Raw genomic sequence first — 20,975 nt, 5'->3', positions numbered from 1 at the left:
CTCATTCCTCCAGGCCGTCGTCGATGGTGGCAAGCTCGATGACCTCGCGTACGTCGTCGTCGCCGAGGTTCGAAGTCGTGGCGTTCTCGATTAGCTTGCGCAGGCGGCGCTTGAATTCCGTAGATTGATCGATGGCGGCCGACAAGGCTTCCGCTACGGCGGTGTCGAGGTCTGAGTGCAAGGCGCCCACGCGCGGATCCCCTTTTTCTGCTTTCATTGAAATGACGCTAGCACAAAAAGCAGAATGGCTAGGTCTGTTTGCTGGCGGCGAGATCCCGAAACCAGTCACGACGCTCTTCGTCGGCGCTCAATTCCCCGGTTGGATCATCTTGATCGTCATGTTCCACTCGAATGAAGTCCACGACAGTGGCGCGCTTCTCGGTGTTTTTGGGATCGATCCTCAGACACCGGCCGAGGCGTTGGACAGTCTCCAAGCGCGCGCGAGCTGAAGCGAAGAGAACTACGTTGTTCACCGACTGAATGTCGATGCCTTCCGAAATCCGATGGCAGGTTACGAGGCAGCCGAGCTCGCCGCGCGCAAAACGGCCAAGGTTCGCCCGGTCGTCATCCCCATAGTAGGTATGGAAATCGACATGCTGAGCCATGAGGATGTCTTGCACGAGCAGACCATATTCCGCAGTCTCGACAAATATGACCGAGCGCTGCAGAACTTCCGGATGCTCCCTCACGTAGGAGCGGAACGGCGGGATCTTCTCCTGGGAGAGTTTGCGTATGCGCGCGATGTCTTGATACAGCGCTTCGATCGGCGGTGCTTCGCCGGCGCGGGACTTTGCGTGATAGCGGCGGATCGCCTTGGCCAAGGCCGCGCGATCCTCGTCAGAGAATTCATACTCCAGCTCTACATAGTCGAAGCCGCAGAGAATGCCCTTTTGGATGGCATCCTTCAGGCCAAACTCGAAGATTACCGGCCCGATTTCGTCTTCGATAAAGCGGTTGCCGTCGCCGTCGTATTCGCGCTCGGGCGTGGCGCTTAGGCCGAGCCGGTAGGCGAACGGCCTTAGACGACCGGCCAGGGACGCAACCAGGCTGGGCGATCCCATCCCATGCACTTCATCGCAGATGAGCAGCGCCTTGGCGAAGGCACCACCGCGCAGTTTCGGCAGGATGTCGGCGAGCAACTGACGAGAGGCCAGCAAGATCGCGCCGTCGGGATCGTTCAGGAACGACTGCGCCTCGTGATGGCGTTCGTAGGCCCGGAAGACCGGCATGGTCGTGCGGCGAACCAGCTCCTTGTGCCATTGGTCGAGCAAGTCGGTGCCATAGGCCGCCACCACAGCGGTTTTGATCTCGCCGCGCGCTTCGAGTTCCTCGGCGATGTTTAGTGCAGTCCGTGTTTTTCCCGTGCCGGTCGCCATTTCCAGAATGCCGGCCTTAGCCTTGAGAAAAGCGGCGACTGCATCGCGCTGATGCTCCCATCGGACGGCGCCACCCTCCTCTTCCGCCTGTGGCGGCGGATAAGGCCGCGCCGTGCGGCTCGTGAACTCGATCAGATTGCGCCGAACAGCGTCCGGCAGGTCATAGACCCTCAGATTGATGTCACCGTTGTTCCAGATGAGGTTGAACCGCTCCTGCTCGTTCTGGACTCTCATGGCCTCGCGACCGTCTATCCAGGAATAGAAAACACTAATCGACTCGTAGTTTCGGAATGCCTTTTCGCTGTCATTCGGTGACCCATGAAACGCTACCGCATCCCCGGCCTCATCTCGAAAAGTCCCAAATTTGTCGTGGAAGTCGCCGTCCAGTTCCCCGGTCGGAATTGCAATTCTAAACTCAAGCAGGCCGTCCGCGATCATCCAGGCAAGCGCTGACAACGTGTCGTGACCTAAGTCGTGCTCCAACTCTGCGATTGTGCCTTGAAGCGAAGCTCGCAGGACAGGATCGTTGCGCGCGTCTGCGCCCTGATTCAACGCGGCACAGTCTTCCCGATCGAGTTTTGGACTTGCGACAATTCGAGCTGTGCCACCATTCGCAACCAGTGCGGCGAGTCCCGTGGCTGCGAGTCTGAGCCAGTTCGAGGTAAAGTATCCAACGCCGCGATCGTAGTTCTTTGCGTTGCTGAGCGCAGGGACGTAGAAGAACTCCAGCACTTTATGGGTCGACGTCCCAAAATGGGGTGTAGTCGGCAGCTCCCTCAGTCCCATTGTACAATCACCCCCATGTCAAACCGCACATTACGTTAGCGGTACCGAAAAGCGAGTCGTGGCCATTCCTAGCCGCCTTGCCGAGGCTCGTCAGGTGGCTATCGCAGGAGATCGCTGACGCAGATGGTGCAAGAGCCCCGTCCCACGCGCGCCTCAAAGTGCGTTGAGATGTTGCTCGAGCGCCTCGATGCTCGCCATGACGTCCGAGAAAGCAGGCGGCGTTCCAAAAATCATCGCCGACATCCGTTGGTAGTCCGCCGCGAGCTTGGCTCGCATGTCCTCCGTCGGGACGAGGCGATAGCTGCCCGGTACCGCGCGGTCGTAGCGATGGTCGGGCGCGCGAAACATCAGCTCCTTGTGCTGGCGGCAGGCCTCGGCAAGCTCGAGCATGGATGCCGTTGCGATACCGTAGTCGGGATGGGTCCAGATCTGATGGACGTCGTAGTAATGACGTGAGTACCGATTGAGGTCAGGCACGGGCCGCTCTGGCTTGACATCCTGACGCCGCTTCTCTGTCATTTCCGTCATCGCATGCAGGATCAGCACCTTCTCCCAAAAGGTCCGCTCCGGCCTCACCGTCGTCACGTTCCGAACAGTCAGGCTCGCCCCGTCCGGCATTTCGCCAGCCATATAGGGCACGATCTCGCGCGGTTCAGCCGGCTCGGGGTCGGGGCGAGCGCCGCCTTCTATGCGGACTGCCGCCTGTACATAGCTGCCCGCGGATTCGAAGACGCTCTTGTAGCCCAGCACCAGAATGTCGAGCGCTTCCTTGTTGCGATAAAGATCAAAGCCGAAACCCAGCGAAAAATGATTAGGCCGCTCGGCCGCCTCTTCGACGGCCGTGAGCTCCTTCGTCAGCAGCTCCCTCAGCGGTCGGGAGATGTATTGCCGCGCGGCCTCGTCGACTTTGTCGGCGAGCGCGCGTTGCTGCTGATTGATGGAGGGCAGGGCGGCAATGTCGGCTTCAAGCGGGACGTGTAGATCGGCTTTGTAGATGCCGATGTCGATGTCCTCGGAGAATCGTCGGATCAATCCATACGCTTTGCTGAGGCTGGTGCCGCCCTTGAAGTAAAGACCAATCGGATCGTCGCCGCGCCGGTTGAACAGGAAGTCGAGCACCCAGCAGACGTAGAGGTCCTTTTCGATGTTCGCCGCCTGTGTTTCCAGATGGGCCGCGACCGTCTCGAAGAGAGTACGGCGTTCATCGACGCTTGAGCGCAGGATCTCAATGAACGTCTTCTGCATGATCGCCCTTCGCGGGTTCTGACTGTGGCGCGCTTTCGGTTCGATCCTCGGCGATTCTGCGCGTAATTGTCTCTGCCAGCGGATACATCCACGCGGGGACCGCATGAATGTTGTCGCGCAGATCGTCCACGACCTTCTCCCGGTTCGGGTCTCGCGCGAGGTGCCGTACGATGCCGTTCACGGCGGCATCAAGGCTCGACTTCTCGTCGCGAAACCATGTGAGCGCCTGAACCACCCGCATGGCCGGCCGCCCAGCCCAAAACGCTGTCTTGGCCGCGATGCGCTTGAAATCGAGCTTGTAGATCACTGGCGTGGCCGCCTTCGGATCGCCGGCGCTTGCCTCGATTTCGATCGTCCGGGGATAGGTGTCGGCATAGATCGTCGAGCGCGCCGGGACGGCCGTCGTCAAGCCGAGGTCGTTTGCGGCGGTCATGCCGTCGACAAGGATGCGCAACTTGTCGCGCCGCGCAATCGCGTCGATGAACGAAGAGCGAGGTGGAAACACCATCTTGCCGGTTAGCTTGCTGACGCTGGGCTTGTCATAGAGACCGCGATAGGGTCGGCGAATGTCGCCCCGCAGGGTCAGCCGTTGCAGCGCCTTCTCGACGGCATTCGGTGTCCCGATGTCGAGGAAGTCGGCGCGCGACCAAACCCCGGCTGGTGCCCCCTGGGCCATCCGGTCGTGAATGCGATCGAGCGTGTCGGACGTCGGGTCTGGCATTTGGGGTTCCGCTGCTGACCGAAGATTATATATAAATATTGGTCAGTAGCAACTGGCACCCGGATGCTGACCAGAAATTGTATTCAAACTTTGGTCAGTACCTCGCCATTTCCTTACTCGAAGCTTTGCACCATCAGCTCATTGACTCTTGGGGTCGTTGAGAACAAAAATAGAACATATCGAAAAACGGAGACGAGTGCGACGGGCATGGCCATGTCCTCGAACAGGTTTGCATTGTCCGAACTTCGGGAGCGCGTCGCGTGCCTCGAGGGCGGTTCTGCACGTCGGCGCGACGTCCTTTCCTTCGGCGTTCCGGCGATCGACAGGGTTCTACCGGGAGGAGGGCTGGCGTTAGGGGCGCTGCATGAGGTTGCCGGGGGTGGCAATGGCGCCGTCGATGGCGCGGCCGCGGCGCTCTTTGCAGCGGGAATTGCCGCGCGCACGGTCGGCAAGGTGCTGTGGTGCGTTACCCGGCCTGACCTGTTCGCGCCGGCGATCGAACAGGCCGGCCTTCCTCCAGGAAGGGTGATCTATGTCGAGGCCGGCGACGAAAAGGCAGTTCTCGCCTGTTTCGAAGAGGGTCTTCGTGGCGGTTTTGGTGCTGTCGTTTCGGAGATTGCCAGGCTTTCGATGACGGCCTCACGGCGACTTCAGCTCGCCGCCGAAAGCTCCGGCGCCATCGGCATCGCCATTCGCCGTTGGCGCCGCCAGACGGAGGCCACCGATTTCGGCCAGCCGACCGCAGCCGAAACACGCTGGCGGGTGTCGGTTTTGCCATCGACGCCGTTGCCCGTCCAGGGAGTCGGTCGTGCACGCTGGCAGCTCGAACTGATCCGATGCCGTGCCGGAGAGAGTGCGGATTTCACAGTGGAGGCATGCGATGCCAAGGGTCGTATCGCTCTTCCTTCCGTTGTGGTCGACCGACCGCTTCAGAAGGAAATCGGGCGACGCCGCGCCTCCGCTTGAGACGCCGCTTGTTTTGATCGGCCGCGACGGCCGCCGTCGTGTTGTGCTTGCTGCCGACGAGGCAGCGCACGCAGCTGGCCTGCGCATTGGCATGCCGGCGAGCAAAGCGCAGGCGCTCGTCCCAGGCCTGATCGTCCATGATGCCGAACCCGATGCCGACGCCCTGGCGCTCGAGCGGCTCGGGTTGTGGGCGCTGCGCCGCTATGCGCCGATCGCCGCCGCCGATCCGCCGGACGGTCTTGTGATCGACACGACAGGCGCCGATCATCTGCATGGCGGCGAGGCGGCTATGCTTTCCGAGATGGTGGCGCGGCTCGGCGGCTCCGGCTTGGCCGCGCGCGCCGCGGTCGCCGATAGCTGGGGCGCGGCTCACGCACTCGCCCGCTTCGGTACACGGCAGACCCTTGTGGTACCGCCCAGCGAAATCGCCCAAGCGATCCTGCCATTGCCGATCGCTGCCCTTCGCCTGCCTGCCGTGACAATCGACAGCCTGCGACGGCTCGGTTTCGAGACAATTGCGGATCTTGCCGGCACGCCGCGCGCGTCGCTAGCCTTGTGTCGCTTAGCAGTTAACCGCAAGAATGCGCCGGTTGGTTGGGGGCGGGAAAAAGCTGGGGGTCAAGCCGCAAGGGCAAACTTGGCTTGCTTGAGCCGACCATCAGCAACCGCCGCCCGGACTTGCAATACCCGATGAGCGCCGGCAGGAGACCAGCGCATCTGACGCTTCTTGTTCATGCGGGCATTGACGAGGCTGTTTGCTGCGCTTTCGGCTGGAGAACTCGATATCGGCTGACCTGACCAGTATCGCTGGCAGTAGTCGACAATCGACGTCGCGTTCTGCACCAGGTAGGTTTGGAGATTGCAGATCAACACGTGCAAACGCTTGAGCTTGTGGCTGGCGTCTCGAAGCCGAGGGTGCTGCTCCAACTGGTAGAGCATGTTCTTCACGGCTCTCGTTGCCTCCCTGACATAGCCGCTCCAAAGGAGATACCGAAGCCTCGGCACATCAACGGCGACGTCTCGAAGGTAGATGTTCAGATCCTCGACGTGCCGGAGGCCTTCCCATACCTGTTCGATGTGCCGGAGCCGCATCGACAGATGGAACCAGTCAAGAATGTGGGTCACGGGCTGCCTTGTTGCGCTGAGGACGATGCCCTGAAGCCCGACGTCCCCATCGCTGAAGACAGTCACGTCCCGGCCAGGCAGCCATCCCTGCGCCCGCATCGCGGCACGGACCACATCATGCTTGCCGATGGTCACGTTCGGCGCGGCCGCGAACTGACGCGGTGGCCGTCCCGGTGAAACAACGCGTCCCATCGCAATCTCGAAATGTCGGCTCTGATACCCCGGAACCGCACGGATGTAGGCGCCGTCAATGAATATGGAGATGGGCGCTACGTCGGCTCGGCTGATGCGGTAAGGGCTTGCAGCGTCCCACTTTTCGATCTGATCGGCCACCTTGGCGAGCCGGTTGACGACGGTACGATGATTATGTGGCCGGGAGGCGGGCACAAAGAGATCGAGGACCCGGGCTGCTTCACGAAACGACAGTCGCGAGCCGAGTTCAGCTTGGACGCGCTGCAACTCCGGTGTTGCTCTGCCCAACAACAAGGTCCCGATGCTTCCGGTGTCGGATCTTGCCGCCTTTCCGCAGGCACAGCTGCGGAACCGAGGTACGCGCAGGCGACAAATGCCGAAGAGAGAATGGACCGTGCGAAACTGATAGTCATGAACCCCGCGCAGGCGGTTGCATTCGGGACATTTCCGATCCTGCTGGCCGGCTTGATCCACCTGAATCTGGGTGAACTCTTCCTGCAGACGGCGCTGTATCACCTTGCCTTCCTCCAGGGAGAGGCCGAAATCGCCGAGCCGCGCACCGTCGACAATCCGCTCGACGATTGCGATCTCCCGATGCTGCGGAACGTCATCGGCGCCGACAATTTCCACCCAGACCTTCATCCTCAATTGCGTCATCAACGAGTGTCCTTTCCGGAAAAGGCCTCGCTTACCCGAAGGTTCTTACCCCCACCTTTTTCCCGCTCCCGCCGGCTTCTGCGCAGAGCGCACCGCACCGCTCCCAGGTGGAGTGGCCGAACTTCATGTAGCGCGGATATCCTTCCGGTGTGTAGGTCGCGACGAGCAGCGCAAGATCGGCATCCTTGGCCAGTCGCCGGATCTCCGCGTCGCCTGCCCCATCGTCATGCTCGAAATCCGTGAGGTAGGAGAAGGTCGCCCCTGCGCGCTCGATACGATAACCCACCGCGCCGTTCGGATGTGTCAGACGACCCGTCACGATACGGACGCCGGGAGACGGCTGCAGCACGTCGCCGGGCGAGAACTTGTGGTACTCCACGTCGGCGCGCATGTAGTCCTTGGTGATCGGAAAGTAAGGCGCCCTGAAGATGCCGTCGACCATTTGTTCGGGCGTCGAGCCGTCGAGCATGTGCCCGGCCCAGAGGCGCAGCTTGGCCTTGTTCCAGAAGGCAGGAAGGAAATAGGGCAAGCCGATGATTTGGTCGTAGTGGACATGGCTGAAGAAGAGGTCGATCTCCGTGACGCCCTCCTCGAGCAGCGCCTTTCCAAGCGGGATGATTCCGCTGCCGGCATCGAAGATCATCACGCCGCCGCCGGCTCGGACCTCGACGCAGGCCGTATGGCCGCCGAATTCGAGCGCCTCGGCGCCACCCACCATCGGAAACGTGCCGCGCGCGCCCCAGATCCGAACCTCGATGGCAAGCATCGACGGCATCCATCACGCCTTCGCGGCGGACCGCGCGTTCGCCACTTCGCTGGTGGTGCGCGCCAGGCGCTCGGCCAGCGAGCGCATGACCTCGACGGTGACTTCCGGGAATTCCTTGAGCAGGTTGAGGAAATCCTGCTTGCCGATCCTGAGTGTCGAGACGTCCGATACCGCCGTCACCGTCGCGGTGCGCGGCATGTCGCGCAGGATCGCCATCTCGCCGACGATGTCGTTGCGTTTCAGCCGTGCAACCGTGGCCACGCCCGACGGCGTCTTGATCTTCACTTCGGCTTCGCCGGAAACAAGGATGAAGGCCTCATAGCCCTCGTCGCCCTCCACGCAGAGATCCTGGCCCGGCGCGAACAGCACGCGACTCGACGCCAGCGCGAGCAGTTTTAGGCGCCTCGGCGCGACATTGGCAAAGAGTTCGACCTTCGCCAGAAGCAGTGCGTCTTCCTCAAGGCTCATGTAACTCTCCCGCTGGTGTGACCGCGGCCGCGCCCCAGTAGTGAGGACCCATTCCCGAAGCTACGGGCGCAAAACTGTCCAAACCGTTCATCCCGTCGTCTCGTCCGAAATCAGCGCGCCGCGCGAGAACTTCAGCACCCGGCCGAACATTGCGGCCTGGGACTCCGTCGATGTGATCCAGAGCACGCCAATTGTTCCGGCGGGTCATGCTTTCCCAGGTGATCGTAGCCGCAATCCCGGACCTCGCCAACTCGTTCATGGTGATCATGAAGGCGCTCTCGCTTGGGTTTGCCATTGAGGTTGTCGATATTTTTGCGCAGTCGCAACTGACCGCCGCGGTGAATTTCTACTACCTCGAAGCCTTCTTGATCGGGGTCGTCATCTACATGGTGATAGCCTATATCGTCACACATGGCGCAGACTGGCCATTCCCATCTCCAGTGATCGTTGCACTCGGCATAATCACCCCACAGATTTTGGTACTCTCCCTGTCCGAGTGATGTCGGTCATATTTAACTTGCTAGCGATCTAACCGCTAGCTAAAGACATGGTATGGCTACTGGAGAACGTTTATGAATACGGTTTATTCCACCACGGTGACGGCGGTCGGCGGGCGCAACGGCACCGCGCGCAGCGACGACGGCCTTCTCGACCTGCGCCTTGCCGTGCCTAATGGCCTAGGCGGGAAGGGGGGCGCGACGAACCCCGAGCAACTCTTCGGGGCTGGCTATGCCGCCTGCTTCGGCAATGCCGTGATCCACGTGACCCGCAACAAGGAGAATAAGATCAGAGACGACGACGTCGAAGTGGTCGCCACGGTCGGCATGTCGCCGAATGGCGCCGGCGGCTTCGGCCTGTCGGTCAAGCTCGACGTGACGATCGCCGGCGTTGATCAGGCGAGTGCCGAGGCGATCGTCGCTGATGCTCACAAGGCCTGTCCCTATTCCAACGCGGTCAGGGACAATATCGACGTCGCTTTATCGGTGAATACGCGCTGAAGGGTAGAGATCCGGTGCCGGCTCCGAACAATGACGATCCGCTGCAGCTCGACCGGCAAGTCTGTTTCCCGCTCTACGCCGCTACCAACCTGTTGCAACGAGTGTACCGGCCGGTGCTGGCGCCCTTGTGCCTGACCTATTCGCAATATCTGGTGATGCTCGTGCTGTGGGAACGGGACCTGGTCAGCGTCGGCGATCTCGCCGAGCGCCTGCATCTCGACAGCGGGACGATGACGCCGCTGCTGAAGCGCATGGAACAGGCCGGTTTTATTATTCGGCGCCGCGATCCGCAGGATGAGCGGCGCGTTCTGATTGCGTTGACACAGCATGGTCGTGACCTGCGGACAAAGGCCGTCGACGTGCCGCAAACCCTTGCAACGCAACTCGATCTCGACCCGGCCTCGATCGAGGGCCTGCGCGCTTCGGTCCAGGCCATGGTGCGCACACTGTCACGAAAGACATCATCCTCCCCGCTTAAGGAGGCATCCTGAGGGCGTTATCAACTTAACCCGGTGTCAGGATTTGCCGCATAGTGGGACGGCATGAACACGCCCGCCGTCAGCTACAAGCGCCATCGTTTCCCGCTGCGAGTCATCGCCCACGCGGTGTGGCTGTACTTTCGGTTTCCGCTGAGCCTGCGCCTGGTTGAAGAGATGTTGCTGGAGCGCGGCATCGGCGTTTCCTACGAGACTGTGCGCAAATGGGCAAGAAGTTCGGTCTCGACTATGTGCATCGCTTGTGTCGCAAGCAGCCAAGCCGCGACAATATCTGGCACCTTGACGAGGTGGACGTCACCATCAACGGGAAGAAACACAGGCTATGGCGCGCCGTCGATCAGGATGGCTATGTTCTCGATGAAATCGTTCAGCCCGCCGCAACACCAAGGCCGCCAAGCGCTTGTTGACGCGCTTGTTGAAGAAGCAGGGCGTTGCACCGAAGCGCATGATGACCGACAAGCTGCGTTCCCATGGTGCCGCCAGGCGCCAGGTCATGCCGGCTGTCGAACACCGGTCACATACGGACCTCAACAACCGGGCGTCTCTATTGCATCAGCCGACCCGATGACAGCGGGGGAGGATCATGAAACGCTTCAAATCGGCGCGCCAGCTTCAGCGTTTTGTCTCCATCTATGATCCGATCACCAATCTGTTCCACTTTCCCCGCAACACGCTATCATCTGCCGACCATCGAGATCTGCGCGACGACGCCATGCAAACCTGGAGCGAAATCGCCCATGTCGTTGCGGCATGACAACCGAGCCGGCCAGCCGTCGCTGTGCCAATCGCTCAATAACATTACGTTGCCGCGTTCAATTCGAGGAGAATGTGAGACATGAAGGAAAGCCGTGACCGATGGCTAGTCGTCCTTTTTGCCGTCGTCGTGCTGGGCGGCGGTTATTACGCGTGGAAGACCCTCGCCAATCCCGGCCTGCCGGCCGGCATCGCCAGCGGCAATGGCCGGATCGAGGCGACCGAGATCGACATTTCGACGAAGACGGCGGGACGCATCAGGGAGATTCTCGTCGACGAGGGGGATTTCGTCACCGCTGGCCAGATCCTCGCCCGCATGGACACCAAGCAGTTGGAGGCGCAACGCCGTCAGGCCGAAGCGCAGTTGCGCAGGGCGATCATCAGCGTCGATACCGCCAAAAGTCTTGTCGTCCAGCGCCAGGCGGAAAAGGAGGCGGCGGCGGCCGTGGTCGCTCAGCGCGAGGCGCAACTCGACGCGGCGGAGCGGAAGCTCGCGCGTACCGAAGAACTCATTAAGACCAACACCACATCCCAGCAGACGCTCGACGACGACAGGGCGACGGCAGAAGGTGCCAGAGCCGGTGTCGGCGCGGCCAAAGCCTCGCTTGCGGCGTCCGAAGCAGCGATCAGCTCCGCCAAGGCCCAGGTGGTCGACGCTGAGGCTGCTGTCGACGCCGCGCGGGCGGCGATCGAGAGCATCACGTCGGATATCGATGACAGCACGCTAAGATCGCCTCGCGACGGCCGTGTCCAGTATCGCGTCGCTCAGCCGGGCGAGGTTCTGTCCGCCGGCGGCCGTGTTCTCAACCTCGTCGACCTCGGCGACGTCTATATGACGTTCTTCCTGCCGACGGCGCAGGCAGGGCGCATCGCGCTTGGTACCGAGGTCCGCATCGTCCTCGACGCCGCCCCCCAATTGGTGGTCCCGGCCAAGGCGAGTTTCGTGGCCGACGTCGCCCAGTTCACACCGAAGACGGTCGAGACGGAGGAGGAGCGTCAGAAGCTGATGTTCCGCGTCAAAGCGCAGATCTCGAAGGACCTGCTGCGCAAGCACATCGAGCAGGTCAAGACGGGTCTGCCCGGTATGGCCTACATCCGCCTCGATCCGCAAGCTGAATGGCCTGTCAGTCTGACGGAGGCTCTGGTGCGATGAGCAGTCCGCGCGCAGAGCAGATCGACGGGTCTTCGGCCCCGCCTGTTGCACGCCTTGGGTCCGTCGGGCTCTCCTACGGCAAGACGCGCGCGCTCGACGATATCAATCTCGACTTTCCTTCTGGCGTGATGGTCGGTCTGATCGGCCCGGACGGCGTCGGCAAATCCAGCCTTCTGTCGCTGATTGCCGGGGCGCATGTCGTGCAGGCTGGGCATATCGAGATCCTCGGGGGCGATATCGCCGACACCCGACATCGTCAGCGGACCTGTCCGCGCATCGCCTACATGCCCCAAGGGCTCGGCAAGAATCTCTATCCGACGCTATCGGTGTACGAGAATATCGATTTCTTCGCCCGCCTGTTTGGTCAAGACCGAAGGGAACGCGATCGCCGGATCGGTCAGTTGCTGGAGAGCACCGGGCTCGCGCCGTTCCCGGACCGGCAGGCCGGCAAGCTTTCAGGCGGAATGAAGCAGAAGCTCGGCCTGTGCTGCGCCCTGATCCATGATCCGGACTTACTCATCCTCGACGAGCCGACCACCGGTGTCGACCCGCTGTCGCGCCGCCAGTTCTGGGAGCTGATCGACGACATCCGCAAGGACAGGCCGGGCATGAGCGTCATCGTCGCCACCGCCTATATGGAGGAAGCGGCTCGTTTCGATTGGCTGGTGGCCATGGATGCCGGACATATCCTGGCGACCGGCACCCCCGCCGATCTGCTCGCCAAGACCGGAACATCCAATCTCGACGCGGCGTTCATCGCCCTGTTGCCGGAAGAAAAGCGCGCCGGACATCAGGAGGTGGTGATTCCGCCACGCGGTCCGGACAGCGACGGTGAGATCGCGATCGAGGCCGAGGGCCTCACGATGCGTTTTGGAGATTTCACCGCCGTCGACAATGTCAGCTTTCGCATCCCGCGCGGCGAGATCTTCGGCTTCCTCGGCTCGAACGGCTGCGGCAAGACCACGACGATGAAGATGCTCACCGGCCTTCTTGCGGCAACCGAAGGGACGGCAAGGCTGTTCGGCCATGAGGTCGATCCCAACGATATCGAGGTCCGTCGCCGTGTTGGCTATATGAGCCAGGCCTTCTCGCTCTATTCGGAGCTGACGGTGCGGCAGAACCTCGACCTGCACGCCCGACTGTTCCGTATGCCGGCCGAAGCGATACCCGGGCGGATCGAGGAGATGGCGCGACGCTTCGATCTCGAAGACGTCATGGAGGCCCTGCCCTATGGCTTGCCGCTTGGCATCCGTCAGAGGCTGTCGCTTGCCGTGGCGATGATCCACGGCCCGGACATGCTGATCCTCGATGAACCGACCTCGGGCGTCGATCCGGTCGCCCGTGACGGGTTCTGGCAGATCCTCTCCGACCTCTCGCGGAAAGACAACGTCACGATTTTCGTCTCGACTCACTTCATGAACGAGGCTGAACTCTGCGACCGGATTTCGCTCATGCATACCGGCAAGGTCCTGGTCAGCGACAAGCCCGCCGCGATCATCGAAAAACGCTCTGCCACGACGCTCGAGGAAGCCTTCATCTCCTATCTGGAAGCGGCGATCGGCGAACAGAAATCCGCGGCGCAACCCCCCGCGCTGCGTGAGACGGCGGATGGAGCAGCAGTACCCCCCGCTGCTCTATCCGTCCGTCGCTTTTTCGATTTTCGGCGCATGTTCGCCTACACCCAACGGGAGACGCTGGAGCTCAGGCGCGATCCGATCCGCGCTACGCTCGCGATCCTCGGCAGTGTCCTTTTGATGTTCGTCGTCGGTTACGGCATCAACATCGATATCGAGAAGCTCTCCTTTGCCGTTCTGGACCGAGACGATACGACGGTCAGCCGCGATTACACATTGCAGATTGCCGGCTCGCGCTATTTCACGGAAAAGGCGCCGATCACCGACTATGCCGATCTCGACCGGCGCATGCGCGATGGTGAGTTAAGCCTCGCCATCGAAATCCCGCCGGGGTTCGGGCGCGACGTGGCGCGCGGCCGCCGCACCGTCGAGATCGGTGCCTGGATTGATGGGGCCATGCCCTCCCGGGCCGAGACCGTGCGTGGCTATGTGCAGGGGATGCATGCGAGCTGGCTCACCCAGAAGGCGCGCGAGCTTTATGGCGATGCCGCCATTATCGGCGATTTCCAGATCGCGATCCGCTACCGGTACAACCCCGGTGTCGAAAGCCTCGTGGCCATGGTGCCGGCCGTCATTCCGCTCCTGCTGATGATGATCCCGGCCATGCTCGCCGTGCTCAGCGTCGTGCGCGAAAAGGAACTCGGCTCGATCATCAATTTCTACGTCACCCCGGTTACCCGGCTCGAATTCCTCGTAGGCAAGCAAATTCCCTATGTGGCGCTCGCCATGCTGAATTTCCTGACGCTGACGGCGTTTGCGGTCTTTGTGTTCAAGGTTCCACTGACGGGGAGTTTTCTCACGCTCGCGGCGGCGGCGCTGCTCTATGTCATCGCCGCCACCGGCATGGGGCTCCTGATCTCGACCTTCATGAGCAGCCAGATCGCCGCCATCTTCGGCACCGCGCTCATCACCCTCATTCCGGCCGTTCAATATTCCGGCATGATCGATCCCGTGTCTTCCCTCGAAGGGGTGGGCGCCGTCATCGGCCAGATCTATCCTGCGACCTATTTCGTGACGATCGCACGGGGCACCTTCTCGAAGGCGCTCGGCTTCAGCGACCTCGCCGGCTCGTTTGTGCCGTTACTGATCGCGGTCCCCGTCCTGCTCGGCCTCGGAACGGCATTCCTCAAGAAGCAGGCGGGTTGACCATGCGTGTCGCAAACATAACTCAGCTTGGCATCAAGGAGTTGCGAGGGCTTGCCCGCGACCCCATGCTTGTCGTGCTGATCGTCTATGCCTTCACGCTGTCGATCTACACGGCCTCGACGGCAATGCCAGAGACACTCAATAAGGCGGCCATCGCCGTCGTCGACGAGGACCAGTCACCGGTGTCGTCGCGCATTATCACGGCGTTCTATCCGCCATATTTTTCCATCCCGAAGCTCATCTCGCAGCGCGAGATGGACAGGCGCATGGACTCCGGCCTCGATACTTTCGCGCTCGACATCCCGCCGAACTTCCAGCGCGATCTTCTGGCCGGGAGATCGCCGACGATCCAGCTCAATGTCGATGCCACGCGCATGTCGCAGGCCTTCTCCGGCGGTGGTTACGTCCAGTCGATCGTCTCCAGCGAGGTCAGCGAGTTTGTGAACCGCTACCGGGCGGCAATGACGGTCCCGGTCGAGCTTACGTTGCGCGCGCGGTTCAATCAGGAGCTCAACAAGGGCTGGTTCGGGGCCATCGCCAATGTAATCTCCTCGATCACCATGCTGTCGATCATTCTGACCGGCGCCGCACTCATTCGTGAGCGTGAGCACGGCACGATCGAGCACCTCCTCGTCATGCCCGTCACTCCCACCGAGATCATGCTGAGCAAGATCTGGTCGATGGGTCTTGTCGTGCTGGCGGCGTCGGCCTTCTCGCTCGTCTTCGTCGTCCAGGGCGTCCTCGCCGTGCCGATTGAAGGCTCGCTGACGCTGTTCCTATTCGGCGCCGCCCTCCACCTCTTCGCCATGACCTGCATGGGCATTTTCCTGGCGACGATCGCAGGCTCCATGCCGCAGTTCGGCCTGTTGCTGATGCTGGTGCTGCTGCCACTTCAGGTACTGTCGGGCGGCGTCACGCCGCGCGAAAGCATGCCCCAGATCATCCAGGACATTATGCTCGCCGCCCCCAATACGCATTTCGTCATTCTGGCTCAGTCGATCCTGTTCCGCGGCGCCGGAGTGGATGTCGTCTGGCCTCAGTTCGCGGCCCTGCTCGTGACCGGCCTCGCGTTTTTCTATCTGGCGCTGAACAGATTCAGACAATTCCTGAAATAGCACCGGATCGCGGGATACGGCGTCTTTCCTAAGGATCATCAATAGATTGGAGCATGTCATGGCCGATTATCCTTCCAGTCGCAAACAGATTGTGGTCGTCCGGAGCAAGACCTTGCCGCTCACAATCCTGTCGATGCTTCCGCCTCGATGGCCAAAGACACCCTCGACCAGTATCGGGCCAACTTCAACGCCAGCGTCGCACCATTTATTCGGAAGGAACCACTCGCGCCAAAGGGACTCGCGTCCCTTGCAGCAGGCCGGCTTCTCAAGACCGGCGATATCTGCGACCAACTGATTGCCGAGCCGTGCAAGGCGAATGTCTGTGCGAACGGCTTCAAGCCAAAGGAGTTCCTTGAATGAACCGCATTGCTCTTGTCACCGGCGTCGTCACCGGCATCGGGGCCGCCACCTGCCTCGCCCCTGATGGCGGCCGGCTATCAGGTCATCGCCAACTATTTCGGCAACGATGCCGAGGCGAAGGAATTCGCCAGCGCGAGCGAGCTTCCCGTCTATGCCTGGGACGTGGCCGACCTCGATGCCTGCGCCAAAGGCGTGACCGAGGTGACGGCGAAGCACGGCCCGGTCGACGTGCTGGTCAACAATGCCGGAATCACGGCCGACGCGATGCTGCACAAGATGACTGGCGAGCAATGGCGCTCGGTCATCGACATCGATCTTGGCGGCTGCTTCAACATGTGCCGCACGGTGATCGAGGGCATGCGCGGTCGCCACTTCGGCCGCATAGTCAACATCAGCTCCGTCAACGGCCTGTCGGGCCAGACCAATTATGCCGCCGCCAAGGCCGGCGTGATCGGCTTCACCAAGGCGCTAGCGCTGGAAGGGGCGTCACGCGGCATCACCGCAAATGCCATCGCGCCGGGCTACACACAGACCGCAATGGTGGCGGCGGTGCGGACAAGCCCGGTGCGCTTGCTCATCAGCGCGGTCAATGTCACCACGGCGGAGCTTGAAGTCTTCGATAGCTATGTCGACGATCTCACCCCCGACCATATCCTGGCGAGCGGCAGCCTGCCGCCGGGGTTCCCCTGGACGCTCATCGACGGCAAGGCCTACTGGGGCGGCGGCATCGTCAGCAACTCTCCGATCGATCTTCTCATCGATCGCTGCGGTCCGGACGGGAAGCGGGTTTTTATCGTCGACCTGTTCTCGGGCAGAAGTCCACCTCCTACCAACATAGTGGAGGTACCGCTCCGACGGGACGAGATCGTCTATTCCGAACGGATTAGAAGCGACCCGCGCCATCGCGAAACGACCAGCGCTTATCGCAAGCTCATAGATCACCTCCTCACCCATATCGAGCCAGCGGAAATTGCCAGGATCAAGCATTTGCCGGCCTATATTCAGCTCATGGGTGACGGAGCTGCGACCACCATCACGCGGTTCGCGCGTCAAAAACAAAACCGAGAACCTGCTTCCTTCGATTATGATTTTTCATACAAGACCATCAAGGCGCATCAGGCCGAAGGTTACGCGGTGGCCAGCAAGGCAATTCGCGGTGGCTCCGTATGACTCCGTGGACGAACTCCCGACCCCTTTTTCGCTTCAACGGCGATGCGGGTTCCTTGCGTCGGGCCGTCGGAGATCTCCTTCTCCTCTATCATGCCCGTCCACGTGAGTCACCGCCGCGACTATCTGCTGGTCATGAACCTTGGCCGCAGAATACTTGCACGATCCCGATCGACCGTGCGGATTTCCGGTCGGCAACTCGCCGAAGACGCGCGTCGGCGTCTCTTGATCGCAAAGCACAGGCCGCGAGGCGTTCATCCGCGAAAACTGGTTACGGTAGTGGACGCACCCCCATCTAAGTCAGAATTGAGCGGCAGGCTCCCACCAGGCATCTGGGCGCTCGGATTCGTCAGCATGTTCATGGACATCTCGTCGGAGATGGTTCATGCGCTGCTGCCGATCTATCTCGTCACCGTGCTCGGGGCGTCGACGCTGGCGATCGGTTTCATCGAAGGCATCGCCGAGGCGACCGCCAACATCACCAAGATATTCTCCGGTGCGTTGTCCGACTGGCTCGGCAAGCGCAAGCTGCTGACCGTCATCGGCTATGGTCTTGCGGCCTTCACCAAGCCGATCTTCCCTCTGGCCGGCTCGGTCGGCTGGGTGGTCGCCGCGCGCTTCATCGATCGTATCGGAAAGGGGGTGCGCGATGCCCCTCGGGACGCGCTCATCGCCGATCTCGCGCCGGCACACTTGAGAGGCGCAAGCTTCGGCTTGCGGCAAGCGCTCGATACGGTCGGCGCCTTCATCGGGCCGCTTGCCGCGATCGTCCTGATGACGCTCAGCTTCGACAATTTCCGCTTCGTGTTCTGGATCGCGGTCGTCCCGGCATTCGTCGCCCTGGCGGTGATGGTGTTCGCCGTCCGCGAGCCGGTCCGGCATCAGGCCGAAGCCAGGCCGCGGCTGCGCCTCGCGGATGCGAAACGGCTGTCCGGCCGTTTCTGGACCGTGGTCGGTGTCGCAACGATCCTCACCCTTGCCCGGTTCTCCGAGGCGTTTCTCATCCTGCGTTCCCAGAGCGTCGGGCTCCCGATTGCGCTCGTACCAGCCGTCATGGTGGTGATGAACATCGTCTACGCACTCGCTGCCTATCCGGCCGGCGTGCTGTCGGACCGGATCGGCCGAGGCGGGCTGCTCGCGGTCGGCATCATATGCCTGATCGTGGCAGACCTCATCCTTGCCCTCGGCACGACCATTCAGATCGTCATGCTCGGCGTCGTCTTCTGGGGGCTTCACATGGCGCTCGCGCAGGGGCTCTTTGCGAGTCTCGTGGCCGACACCGCGCCAGAGGACCTCCGCGGGACGGCGTTCGGCCTGGTCAATTTCGCCGGGGGCATCGCCATGCTGATCGCAAGCGTTCTCGCCGGCGCACTATGGGACGCCTACGGTCCGGCGGCGACCTTTCTGGCCGGAGCGGGCCTCACCACTCTTGCGCTGATCAGTCTTGTTCTTACTCTGAGCTGGACGTGGAAAACGTCGCCCGAACGTCGCAATGATTGATAACGCGCCTCCGCCGCTATCGGTTCCACGCGCTCCCGCGCTTTGGAAAGGAACCGAGGGATCGCAGGTCACGGGTAGAAATCTGGAACCGAGACGCTATCCCGAAGTACAATTCCTTGCGGGGTAGCGATTTTGCCCTTAGACGGGGCGCCAAGGGGTTATTCGCGATTACCCGTGAGGCGGCAGCCTAAACATCGCGTCCGTCGTTCCTAACAAGGGAGTGGACGCTCATGCCGTCGAACACAGAAATCACAACATCTCAGCTTTCCCGCCTCGTCGGCCTGCCGACCGAGCCGACGATCATCGATGTTCGATTGGCCGAGGACTTCGACGCCGACCCGCGTCTCCTGTCGGCCGCGCACCGCCGCAACTTCAAGACGGTCACGGCCTGGCTCCGCCACGAGGGTATCCCACGCCGAGATCCTCGAAGGCGGTTTTGACTCCTGGCGCGCCGCCGGCGACGCCGACCGCCGCGACTTGTCATCGCTGCGACGGGTGTAGGGCGTCATCACCGCCTCGGTGGTTGCGCTCTTCGGTGCTGAATCTCATCTTAAGAATCTCCACAAGCGCCATGGTCACGGCGATTGTCGCCGGGCCGAGAACGAGCCCTGCCGCTCCGAAAAACATGATGCCGCCGACCGCGCTGATGAAGGCCACTGCGGTATGCAGCCGCAGCCGGTTCCCGACCAGCATGGGATAGAGCAGGTTATCGATGGTCGCGATGATCACACCGCCCCAGACTGCGAGTATGAGCGCGCTCGTCCATTTCCCCTCCAGAGCGAGGAGGATCGCCGCCGGAACCCATATGACGAAGGCGCCGAGCACCGGGACGATCGCAAGTAGACCCATGACCAACCCCCAGAAGATCGGCGTCGGCAGACCGAGCCACCAGAACATTAACCCGCCTAGCGTCCCCTGAACGGCTGCAACCGCAACCGTGCCGAAGATGGTGGCGTGAACCGTGTCCACGAAGCGAGCCGCCACATGAGTGGTCTCCGATGGCCGCAACGGCGAAAACGCCATCATCTGCCGAACGGCGCGCTCACGGTCGCGCAGGAAGTAGAAGAGCAGGTAGAAGGTGAGGACGAAACCGATCGCCTGATTGATCGAGCCACGCAGCAGCGACGAACTCTGCGCGGTCAGCCATTGGGTCAGGCCGCTGATCGCCCCGGCGGGATCGAACTGCTGCTCGACCCAGGTGACCGCTGCTAGTATCGTCGGATGGCTTCCGATGATCTCGCGCAGGTCGGACGTCCTCAGAGTGTTCTCCAGATAGGCGGCGCCGCTTGCGGCCTCGCGCAGCAATTGTTGCGCAACGAGGATCAGTAGCGTCAACACGATGATCGCCGCTGCAGCGACCAGCACCAGGGCGGCGAGGTTCGTGTTGCCAATGCGGGACTGAAGCCTGCGGTGAAGAGGGGCAAGAACGATCGCAAGCACTACGGCCCAGGTCAGGGCTGCCAGGAAAGGCAGGGCAAGGCGATAGCACAGATAGAGGCCAAACGCCGTCGCGACCAGGATGGCCAGCGTCCTCGCGGCGCCTGAATCCAGCAGCGGAGCCCTCCCACCGCCTTCAATTGCGACAGTGCCGTATGCTTCCCTTTCTGCTTCCTGTGTCATGGTCTCACTCTATCTGTCGACCACCCTCACGCCGGTAGACCATCGGGAACAGGATGGCAGATGCACGTTTACCGCTCACGAATCTGCAGTGTCGTCGAGAGTGCGCCGGCCGGTCATCCGTTCGGCCTTGATGCGATAGAACAAATGCGACGAGGTGCCGGCTCCGGAATAGGCTTCAGCGCACCAGGCTCCCACCAGTTGCTTTTCACGAAGCGACCAGGCATGATCGCGCTCGCGTTTCCAGCCGATACGGTCGAGTAGTTCCTCGAAAGCGCCGAAGACGAGCACGCTCCGCCATTTTCGATGCTCGCCGAAAAACTGGTCGACCTGGACACAGACTCTGGGATTGGTCCGCATCCACTCGATCTTCTGCCCCGGCAGCGAGAAACTGTAAAGGAACCCCGCCGCGTAGGCATAGTGGATGGGAACCAGATAGGGGGCTGGTCGTCCCGCGCGCAGGCCAGCCGGGCAAGCCGCGATGCGCCGAGGACATCGATACATTCCGCAGGCGTCATCTCCCTCAAGATCATCATGTCTTCTCCAGTGTCTGACGGCGCCACAGAAGCCGGTCGACGAGTTTGCTCAGCTCTCGCAACCATAGCACCGAACTCGCGGTAGCCGCGCAAAGAACCCAGTCTTCCGGATCCATCTCCACGGTTGAAAAGGCCTCCTGCAGGAAAGGTAGGTAGATCACGGCCGTATGGAGGGCGAGCGACAGGCCGACGGCAGC

At 61.7% G+C, this 20,975-nt stretch carries 21 protein-coding genes and 4 pseudogenes; 15 read left to right on the top strand and 10 right to left on the bottom strand.

The genetic code is table 11. The annotated features are described in order from the left end of the window. Position 1 precedes the first annotated feature (1 nt). From ABLE71_RS21955 to ABLE71_RS21940, 4 genes are all read right to left on the bottom strand, one after another. The gene (locus ABLE71_RS21955) at positions 2-190 is read right to left on the bottom strand and encodes a hypothetical protein (RefSeq protein WP_348785623.1); all 189 of its coding nucleotides are present in this window, start codon (positions 188-190) and stop codon (positions 2-4) included. Between the two features lie 58 nt (positions 191-248). Continuing rightward, a complete protein-coding gene (locus tag ABLE71_RS21950) occupies positions 249-2,108 on the bottom strand; it encodes a DEAD/DEAH box helicase family protein (RefSeq protein ID WP_348785622.1) in 1,860 nt (619 codons plus the stop codon). Between the two features lie 207 nt (positions 2,109-2,315). Then, positions 2,316-3,407, bottom strand: a complete 1,092-nt coding sequence (locus tag ABLE71_RS21945) for a nucleotidyl transferase AbiEii/AbiGii toxin family protein (RefSeq protein WP_348785621.1) — start codon at positions 3,405-3,407, stop codon at positions 2,316-2,318. Continuing rightward, positions 3,388-4,128 carry a DUF6088 family protein gene (locus tag ABLE71_RS21940; RefSeq protein WP_348785620.1) on the bottom strand — a complete coding sequence of 247 codons (741 nt, stop codon included), beginning with the start codon at positions 4,126-4,128 and terminating at the stop codon, positions 3,388-3,390. Before ABLE71_RS21940 ends, ABLE71_RS21945 begins: the two co-directional genes overlap by 20 nt. A gap of 207 nt (positions 4,129-4,335) precedes the next feature. Here ABLE71_RS21940 and ABLE71_RS21935 point away from each other — a divergent pair, with 207 nt between their 5' ends. Together ABLE71_RS21935 and ABLE71_RS21930 are read left to right on the top strand one after the other, a co-directional pair. Continuing rightward, positions 4,336-5,094 carry an ImuA family protein gene (locus ABLE71_RS21935; RefSeq protein ID WP_348785841.1) on the top strand — a complete coding sequence of 253 codons (759 nt, stop codon included), beginning with the start codon at positions 4,336-4,338 and terminating at the stop codon, positions 5,092-5,094. Then, a pseudogene (locus tag ABLE71_RS21930) lies at positions 5,009-5,650 on the top strand (DNA polymerase Y family protein); the annotation flags it as partial. The gene ABLE71_RS21935 and the pseudogene ABLE71_RS21930, both read left to right, overlap by 86 nt. A gap of 62 nt (positions 5,651-5,712) precedes the next feature. Here ABLE71_RS21930 and ABLE71_RS21925 read toward each other — a convergent pair. The 3 genes from ABLE71_RS21925 to ABLE71_RS21915 are packed head-to-tail and all read right to left on the bottom strand — an operon-like array spanning position 5,713 to position 8,302. Beyond that, positions 5,713-7,071, bottom strand: coding sequence for an ISKra4 family transposase (locus ABLE71_RS21925; RefSeq protein WP_348785619.1), 1,359 nt, complete (start codon positions 7,069-7,071; stop codon positions 5,713-5,715). 28 nt (positions 7,072-7,099) lie between these two features. Beyond that, positions 7,100-7,843 carry an MBL fold metallo-hydrolase gene (locus tag ABLE71_RS21920; protein WP_348785618.1) on the bottom strand — a complete coding sequence of 248 codons (744 nt, stop codon included), beginning with the start codon at positions 7,841-7,843 and terminating at the stop codon, positions 7,100-7,102. 3 nt (positions 7,844-7,846) lie between these two features. Next, entirely contained in the window at positions 7,847-8,302 is a 456-nt protein-coding gene (locus tag ABLE71_RS21915; protein ID WP_348785617.1) for a cyclic nucleotide-binding domain-containing protein, read from the bottom strand. Positions 8,303-8,490: 188 nt separating this feature from the next. Here ABLE71_RS21915 and ABLE71_RS21910 point away from each other — a divergent pair. The 13 genes and pseudogenes from ABLE71_RS21910 to ABLE71_RS21850 all read left to right on the top strand — a co-directional run. Then, a pseudogene (locus tag ABLE71_RS21910) lies at positions 8,491-8,802 on the top strand (hypothetical protein); the annotation flags it as partial. A 72-nt stretch (positions 8,803-8,874) separates the two neighbouring features. Continuing rightward, the gene (locus ABLE71_RS21905; RefSeq protein ID WP_348785616.1) at positions 8,875-9,300 is read left to right on the top strand and encodes an organic hydroperoxide resistance protein; all 426 of its coding nucleotides are present in this window, start codon (positions 8,875-8,877) and stop codon (positions 9,298-9,300) included. A gap of 14 nt (positions 9,301-9,314) precedes the next feature. Beyond that, entirely contained in the window at positions 9,315-9,791 is a 477-nt protein-coding gene (locus ABLE71_RS21900; protein ID WP_348785615.1) for a MarR family transcriptional regulator, read from the top strand. A 209-nt stretch (positions 9,792-10,000) separates the two neighbouring features. After that, positions 10,001-10,365, top strand: a pseudogene (locus ABLE71_RS21895) (DDE-type integrase/transposase/recombinase). Positions 10,366-10,380: 15 nt separating this feature from the next. Continuing rightward, positions 10,381-10,551, top strand: coding sequence for a hypothetical protein (locus ABLE71_RS21890; protein WP_348785614.1), 171 nt, complete (start codon positions 10,381-10,383; stop codon positions 10,549-10,551). An 81-nt stretch (positions 10,552-10,632) separates the two neighbouring features. Further along, entirely contained in the window at positions 10,633-11,703 is a 1,071-nt protein-coding gene (locus tag ABLE71_RS21885) for an HlyD family efflux transporter periplasmic adaptor subunit (protein ID WP_348785613.1), read from the top strand. After that, positions 11,700-14,483, top strand: coding sequence for a ribosome-associated ATPase/putative transporter RbbA (gene rbbA / locus ABLE71_RS21880; RefSeq protein ID WP_348785612.1), 2,784 nt, complete (start codon positions 11,700-11,702; stop codon positions 14,481-14,483). The genes ABLE71_RS21885 and rbbA overlap by 4 nt, the downstream gene beginning before the upstream one ends. A 2-nt stretch (positions 14,484-14,485) precedes the next feature. Next, positions 14,486-15,598 carry an ABC transporter permease gene (locus ABLE71_RS21875; protein ID WP_348785611.1) on the top strand — a complete coding sequence of 371 codons (1,113 nt, stop codon included), beginning with the start codon at positions 14,486-14,488 and terminating at the stop codon, positions 15,596-15,598. A gap of 147 nt (positions 15,599-15,745) precedes the next feature. Continuing rightward, on the top strand, positions 15,746-15,958 hold the full coding sequence (locus ABLE71_RS21870) for a hypothetical protein (protein ID WP_348785610.1): 213 nt from the start codon (positions 15,746-15,748) through the stop codon (positions 15,956-15,958). Beyond that, a pseudogene (locus ABLE71_RS21865) lies at positions 15,955-16,510 on the top strand (SDR family NAD(P)-dependent oxidoreductase); the annotation flags it as partial. The gene ABLE71_RS21870 and the pseudogene ABLE71_RS21865, both read left to right, overlap by 4 nt. Then, positions 16,496-17,128, top strand: a complete 633-nt coding sequence (locus ABLE71_RS21860; RefSeq protein WP_348785840.1) for a DUF3734 domain-containing protein — start codon at positions 16,496-16,498, stop codon at positions 17,126-17,128. The pseudogene ABLE71_RS21865 and the gene ABLE71_RS21860, both read left to right, overlap by 15 nt. Positions 17,129-17,479: 351 nt before the next feature. After that, positions 17,480-18,625, top strand: coding sequence for an MFS transporter (locus ABLE71_RS21855; protein ID WP_348785609.1), 1,146 nt, complete (start codon positions 17,480-17,482; stop codon positions 18,623-18,625). 230 nt (positions 18,626-18,855) lie between these two features. Further along, entirely contained in the window at positions 18,856-19,065 is a 210-nt protein-coding gene (locus tag ABLE71_RS21850; RefSeq protein WP_348785608.1) for a hypothetical protein, read from the top strand. Positions 19,066-19,105: 40 nt separating this feature from the next. Here the strand turns inward: ABLE71_RS21850 and ABLE71_RS21845 are convergent, their stop codons facing one another. The 3 genes from ABLE71_RS21845 to ABLE71_RS21835 form a co-directional block, all read right to left on the bottom strand. Continuing rightward, complete coding sequence (locus tag ABLE71_RS21845; protein WP_348785607.1) at positions 19,106-20,245, bottom strand: AI-2E family transporter; 1,140 nt, start codon at positions 20,243-20,245, stop codon at positions 19,106-19,108. A gap of 75 nt (positions 20,246-20,320) precedes the next feature. Further along, on the bottom strand, positions 20,321-20,746 hold the full coding sequence (locus ABLE71_RS21840; protein ID WP_348785606.1) for a pyridoxamine 5'-phosphate oxidase family protein: 426 nt from the start codon (positions 20,744-20,746) through the stop codon (positions 20,321-20,323). 28 nt (positions 20,747-20,774) lie between these two features. Next, the coding region (locus ABLE71_RS21835; protein ID WP_348785605.1) for a cation-translocating P-type ATPase C-terminal domain-containing protein at positions 20,775-20,975 on the bottom strand (201 nt) is incomplete at its 5' end.

The organism is Mesorhizobium sp. KR9-304, from assembly GCF_040049215.1.
Taxonomy (GTDB): Bacteria; Pseudomonadota; Alphaproteobacteria; order Rhizobiales; family Rhizobiaceae; genus Mesorhizobium_K.
This window is presented reverse-complemented; position numbering and strand designations above follow the sequence as displayed.

What these genes read in the sequence shown, in the direction of transcription:
- ABLE71_RS21945 (WP_348785621.1), bottom strand. Translation starts at nt 3,407, where the DNA reads ATGCAGAAGACGTTCATTGAGATCCTGCGCTCAAGCGTCGATGAACGC.
- ABLE71_RS21940 (WP_348785620.1), bottom strand. Translation starts at nt 4,128, where the DNA reads ATGCCAGACCCGACGTCCGACACGCTCGATCGCATTCACGACCGGATG.
- ABLE71_RS21935 (WP_348785841.1), top strand. Translation starts at nt 4,336, where the DNA reads ATGGCCATGTCCTCGAACAGGTTTGCATTGTCCGAACTTCGGGAGCGC.
- ABLE71_RS21920 (WP_348785618.1), bottom strand. Translation starts at nt 7,843, where the DNA reads ATGCCGTCGATGCTTGCCATCGAGGTTCGGATCTGGGGCGCGCGCGGC.
- ABLE71_RS21915 (WP_348785617.1), bottom strand. Translation starts at nt 8,302, where the DNA reads ATGAGCCTTGAGGAAGACGCACTGCTTCTGGCGAAGGTCGAACTCTTT.
- ABLE71_RS21905 (WP_348785616.1), top strand. Translation starts at nt 8,875, where the DNA reads ATGAATACGGTTTATTCCACCACGGTGACGGCGGTCGGCGGGCGCAAC.
- ABLE71_RS21890 (WP_348785614.1), top strand. Translation starts at nt 10,381, where the DNA reads ATGAAACGCTTCAAATCGGCGCGCCAGCTTCAGCGTTTTGTCTCCATC.
- ABLE71_RS21885 (WP_348785613.1), top strand. Translation starts at nt 10,633, where the DNA reads ATGAAGGAAAGCCGTGACCGATGGCTAGTCGTCCTTTTTGCCGTCGTC.
- rbbA (WP_348785612.1), top strand. Translation starts at nt 11,700, where the DNA reads ATGAGCAGTCCGCGCGCAGAGCAGATCGACGGGTCTTCGGCCCCGCCT.
- ABLE71_RS21875 (WP_348785611.1), top strand. Translation starts at nt 14,486, where the DNA reads ATGCGTGTCGCAAACATAACTCAGCTTGGCATCAAGGAGTTGCGAGGG.
- ABLE71_RS21870 (WP_348785610.1), top strand. Translation starts at nt 15,746, where the DNA reads ATGGCCAAAGACACCCTCGACCAGTATCGGGCCAACTTCAACGCCAGC.
- ABLE71_RS21860 (WP_348785840.1), top strand. Translation starts at nt 16,496, where the DNA reads ATGGTGGCGGCGGTGCGGACAAGCCCGGTGCGCTTGCTCATCAGCGCG.
- ABLE71_RS21855 (WP_348785609.1), top strand. Translation starts at nt 17,480, where the DNA reads ATGTTCATGGACATCTCGTCGGAGATGGTTCATGCGCTGCTGCCGATC.
- ABLE71_RS21850 (WP_348785608.1), top strand. Translation starts at nt 18,856, where the DNA reads ATGCCGTCGAACACAGAAATCACAACATCTCAGCTTTCCCGCCTCGTC.
- ABLE71_RS21845 (WP_348785607.1), bottom strand. Translation starts at nt 20,245, where the DNA reads ATGACACAGGAAGCAGAAAGGGAAGCATACGGCACTGTCGCAATTGAA.
- ABLE71_RS21840 (WP_348785606.1), bottom strand. Translation starts at nt 20,746, where the DNA reads ATGTATCGATGTCCTCGGCGCATCGCGGCTTGCCCGGCTGGCCTGCGC.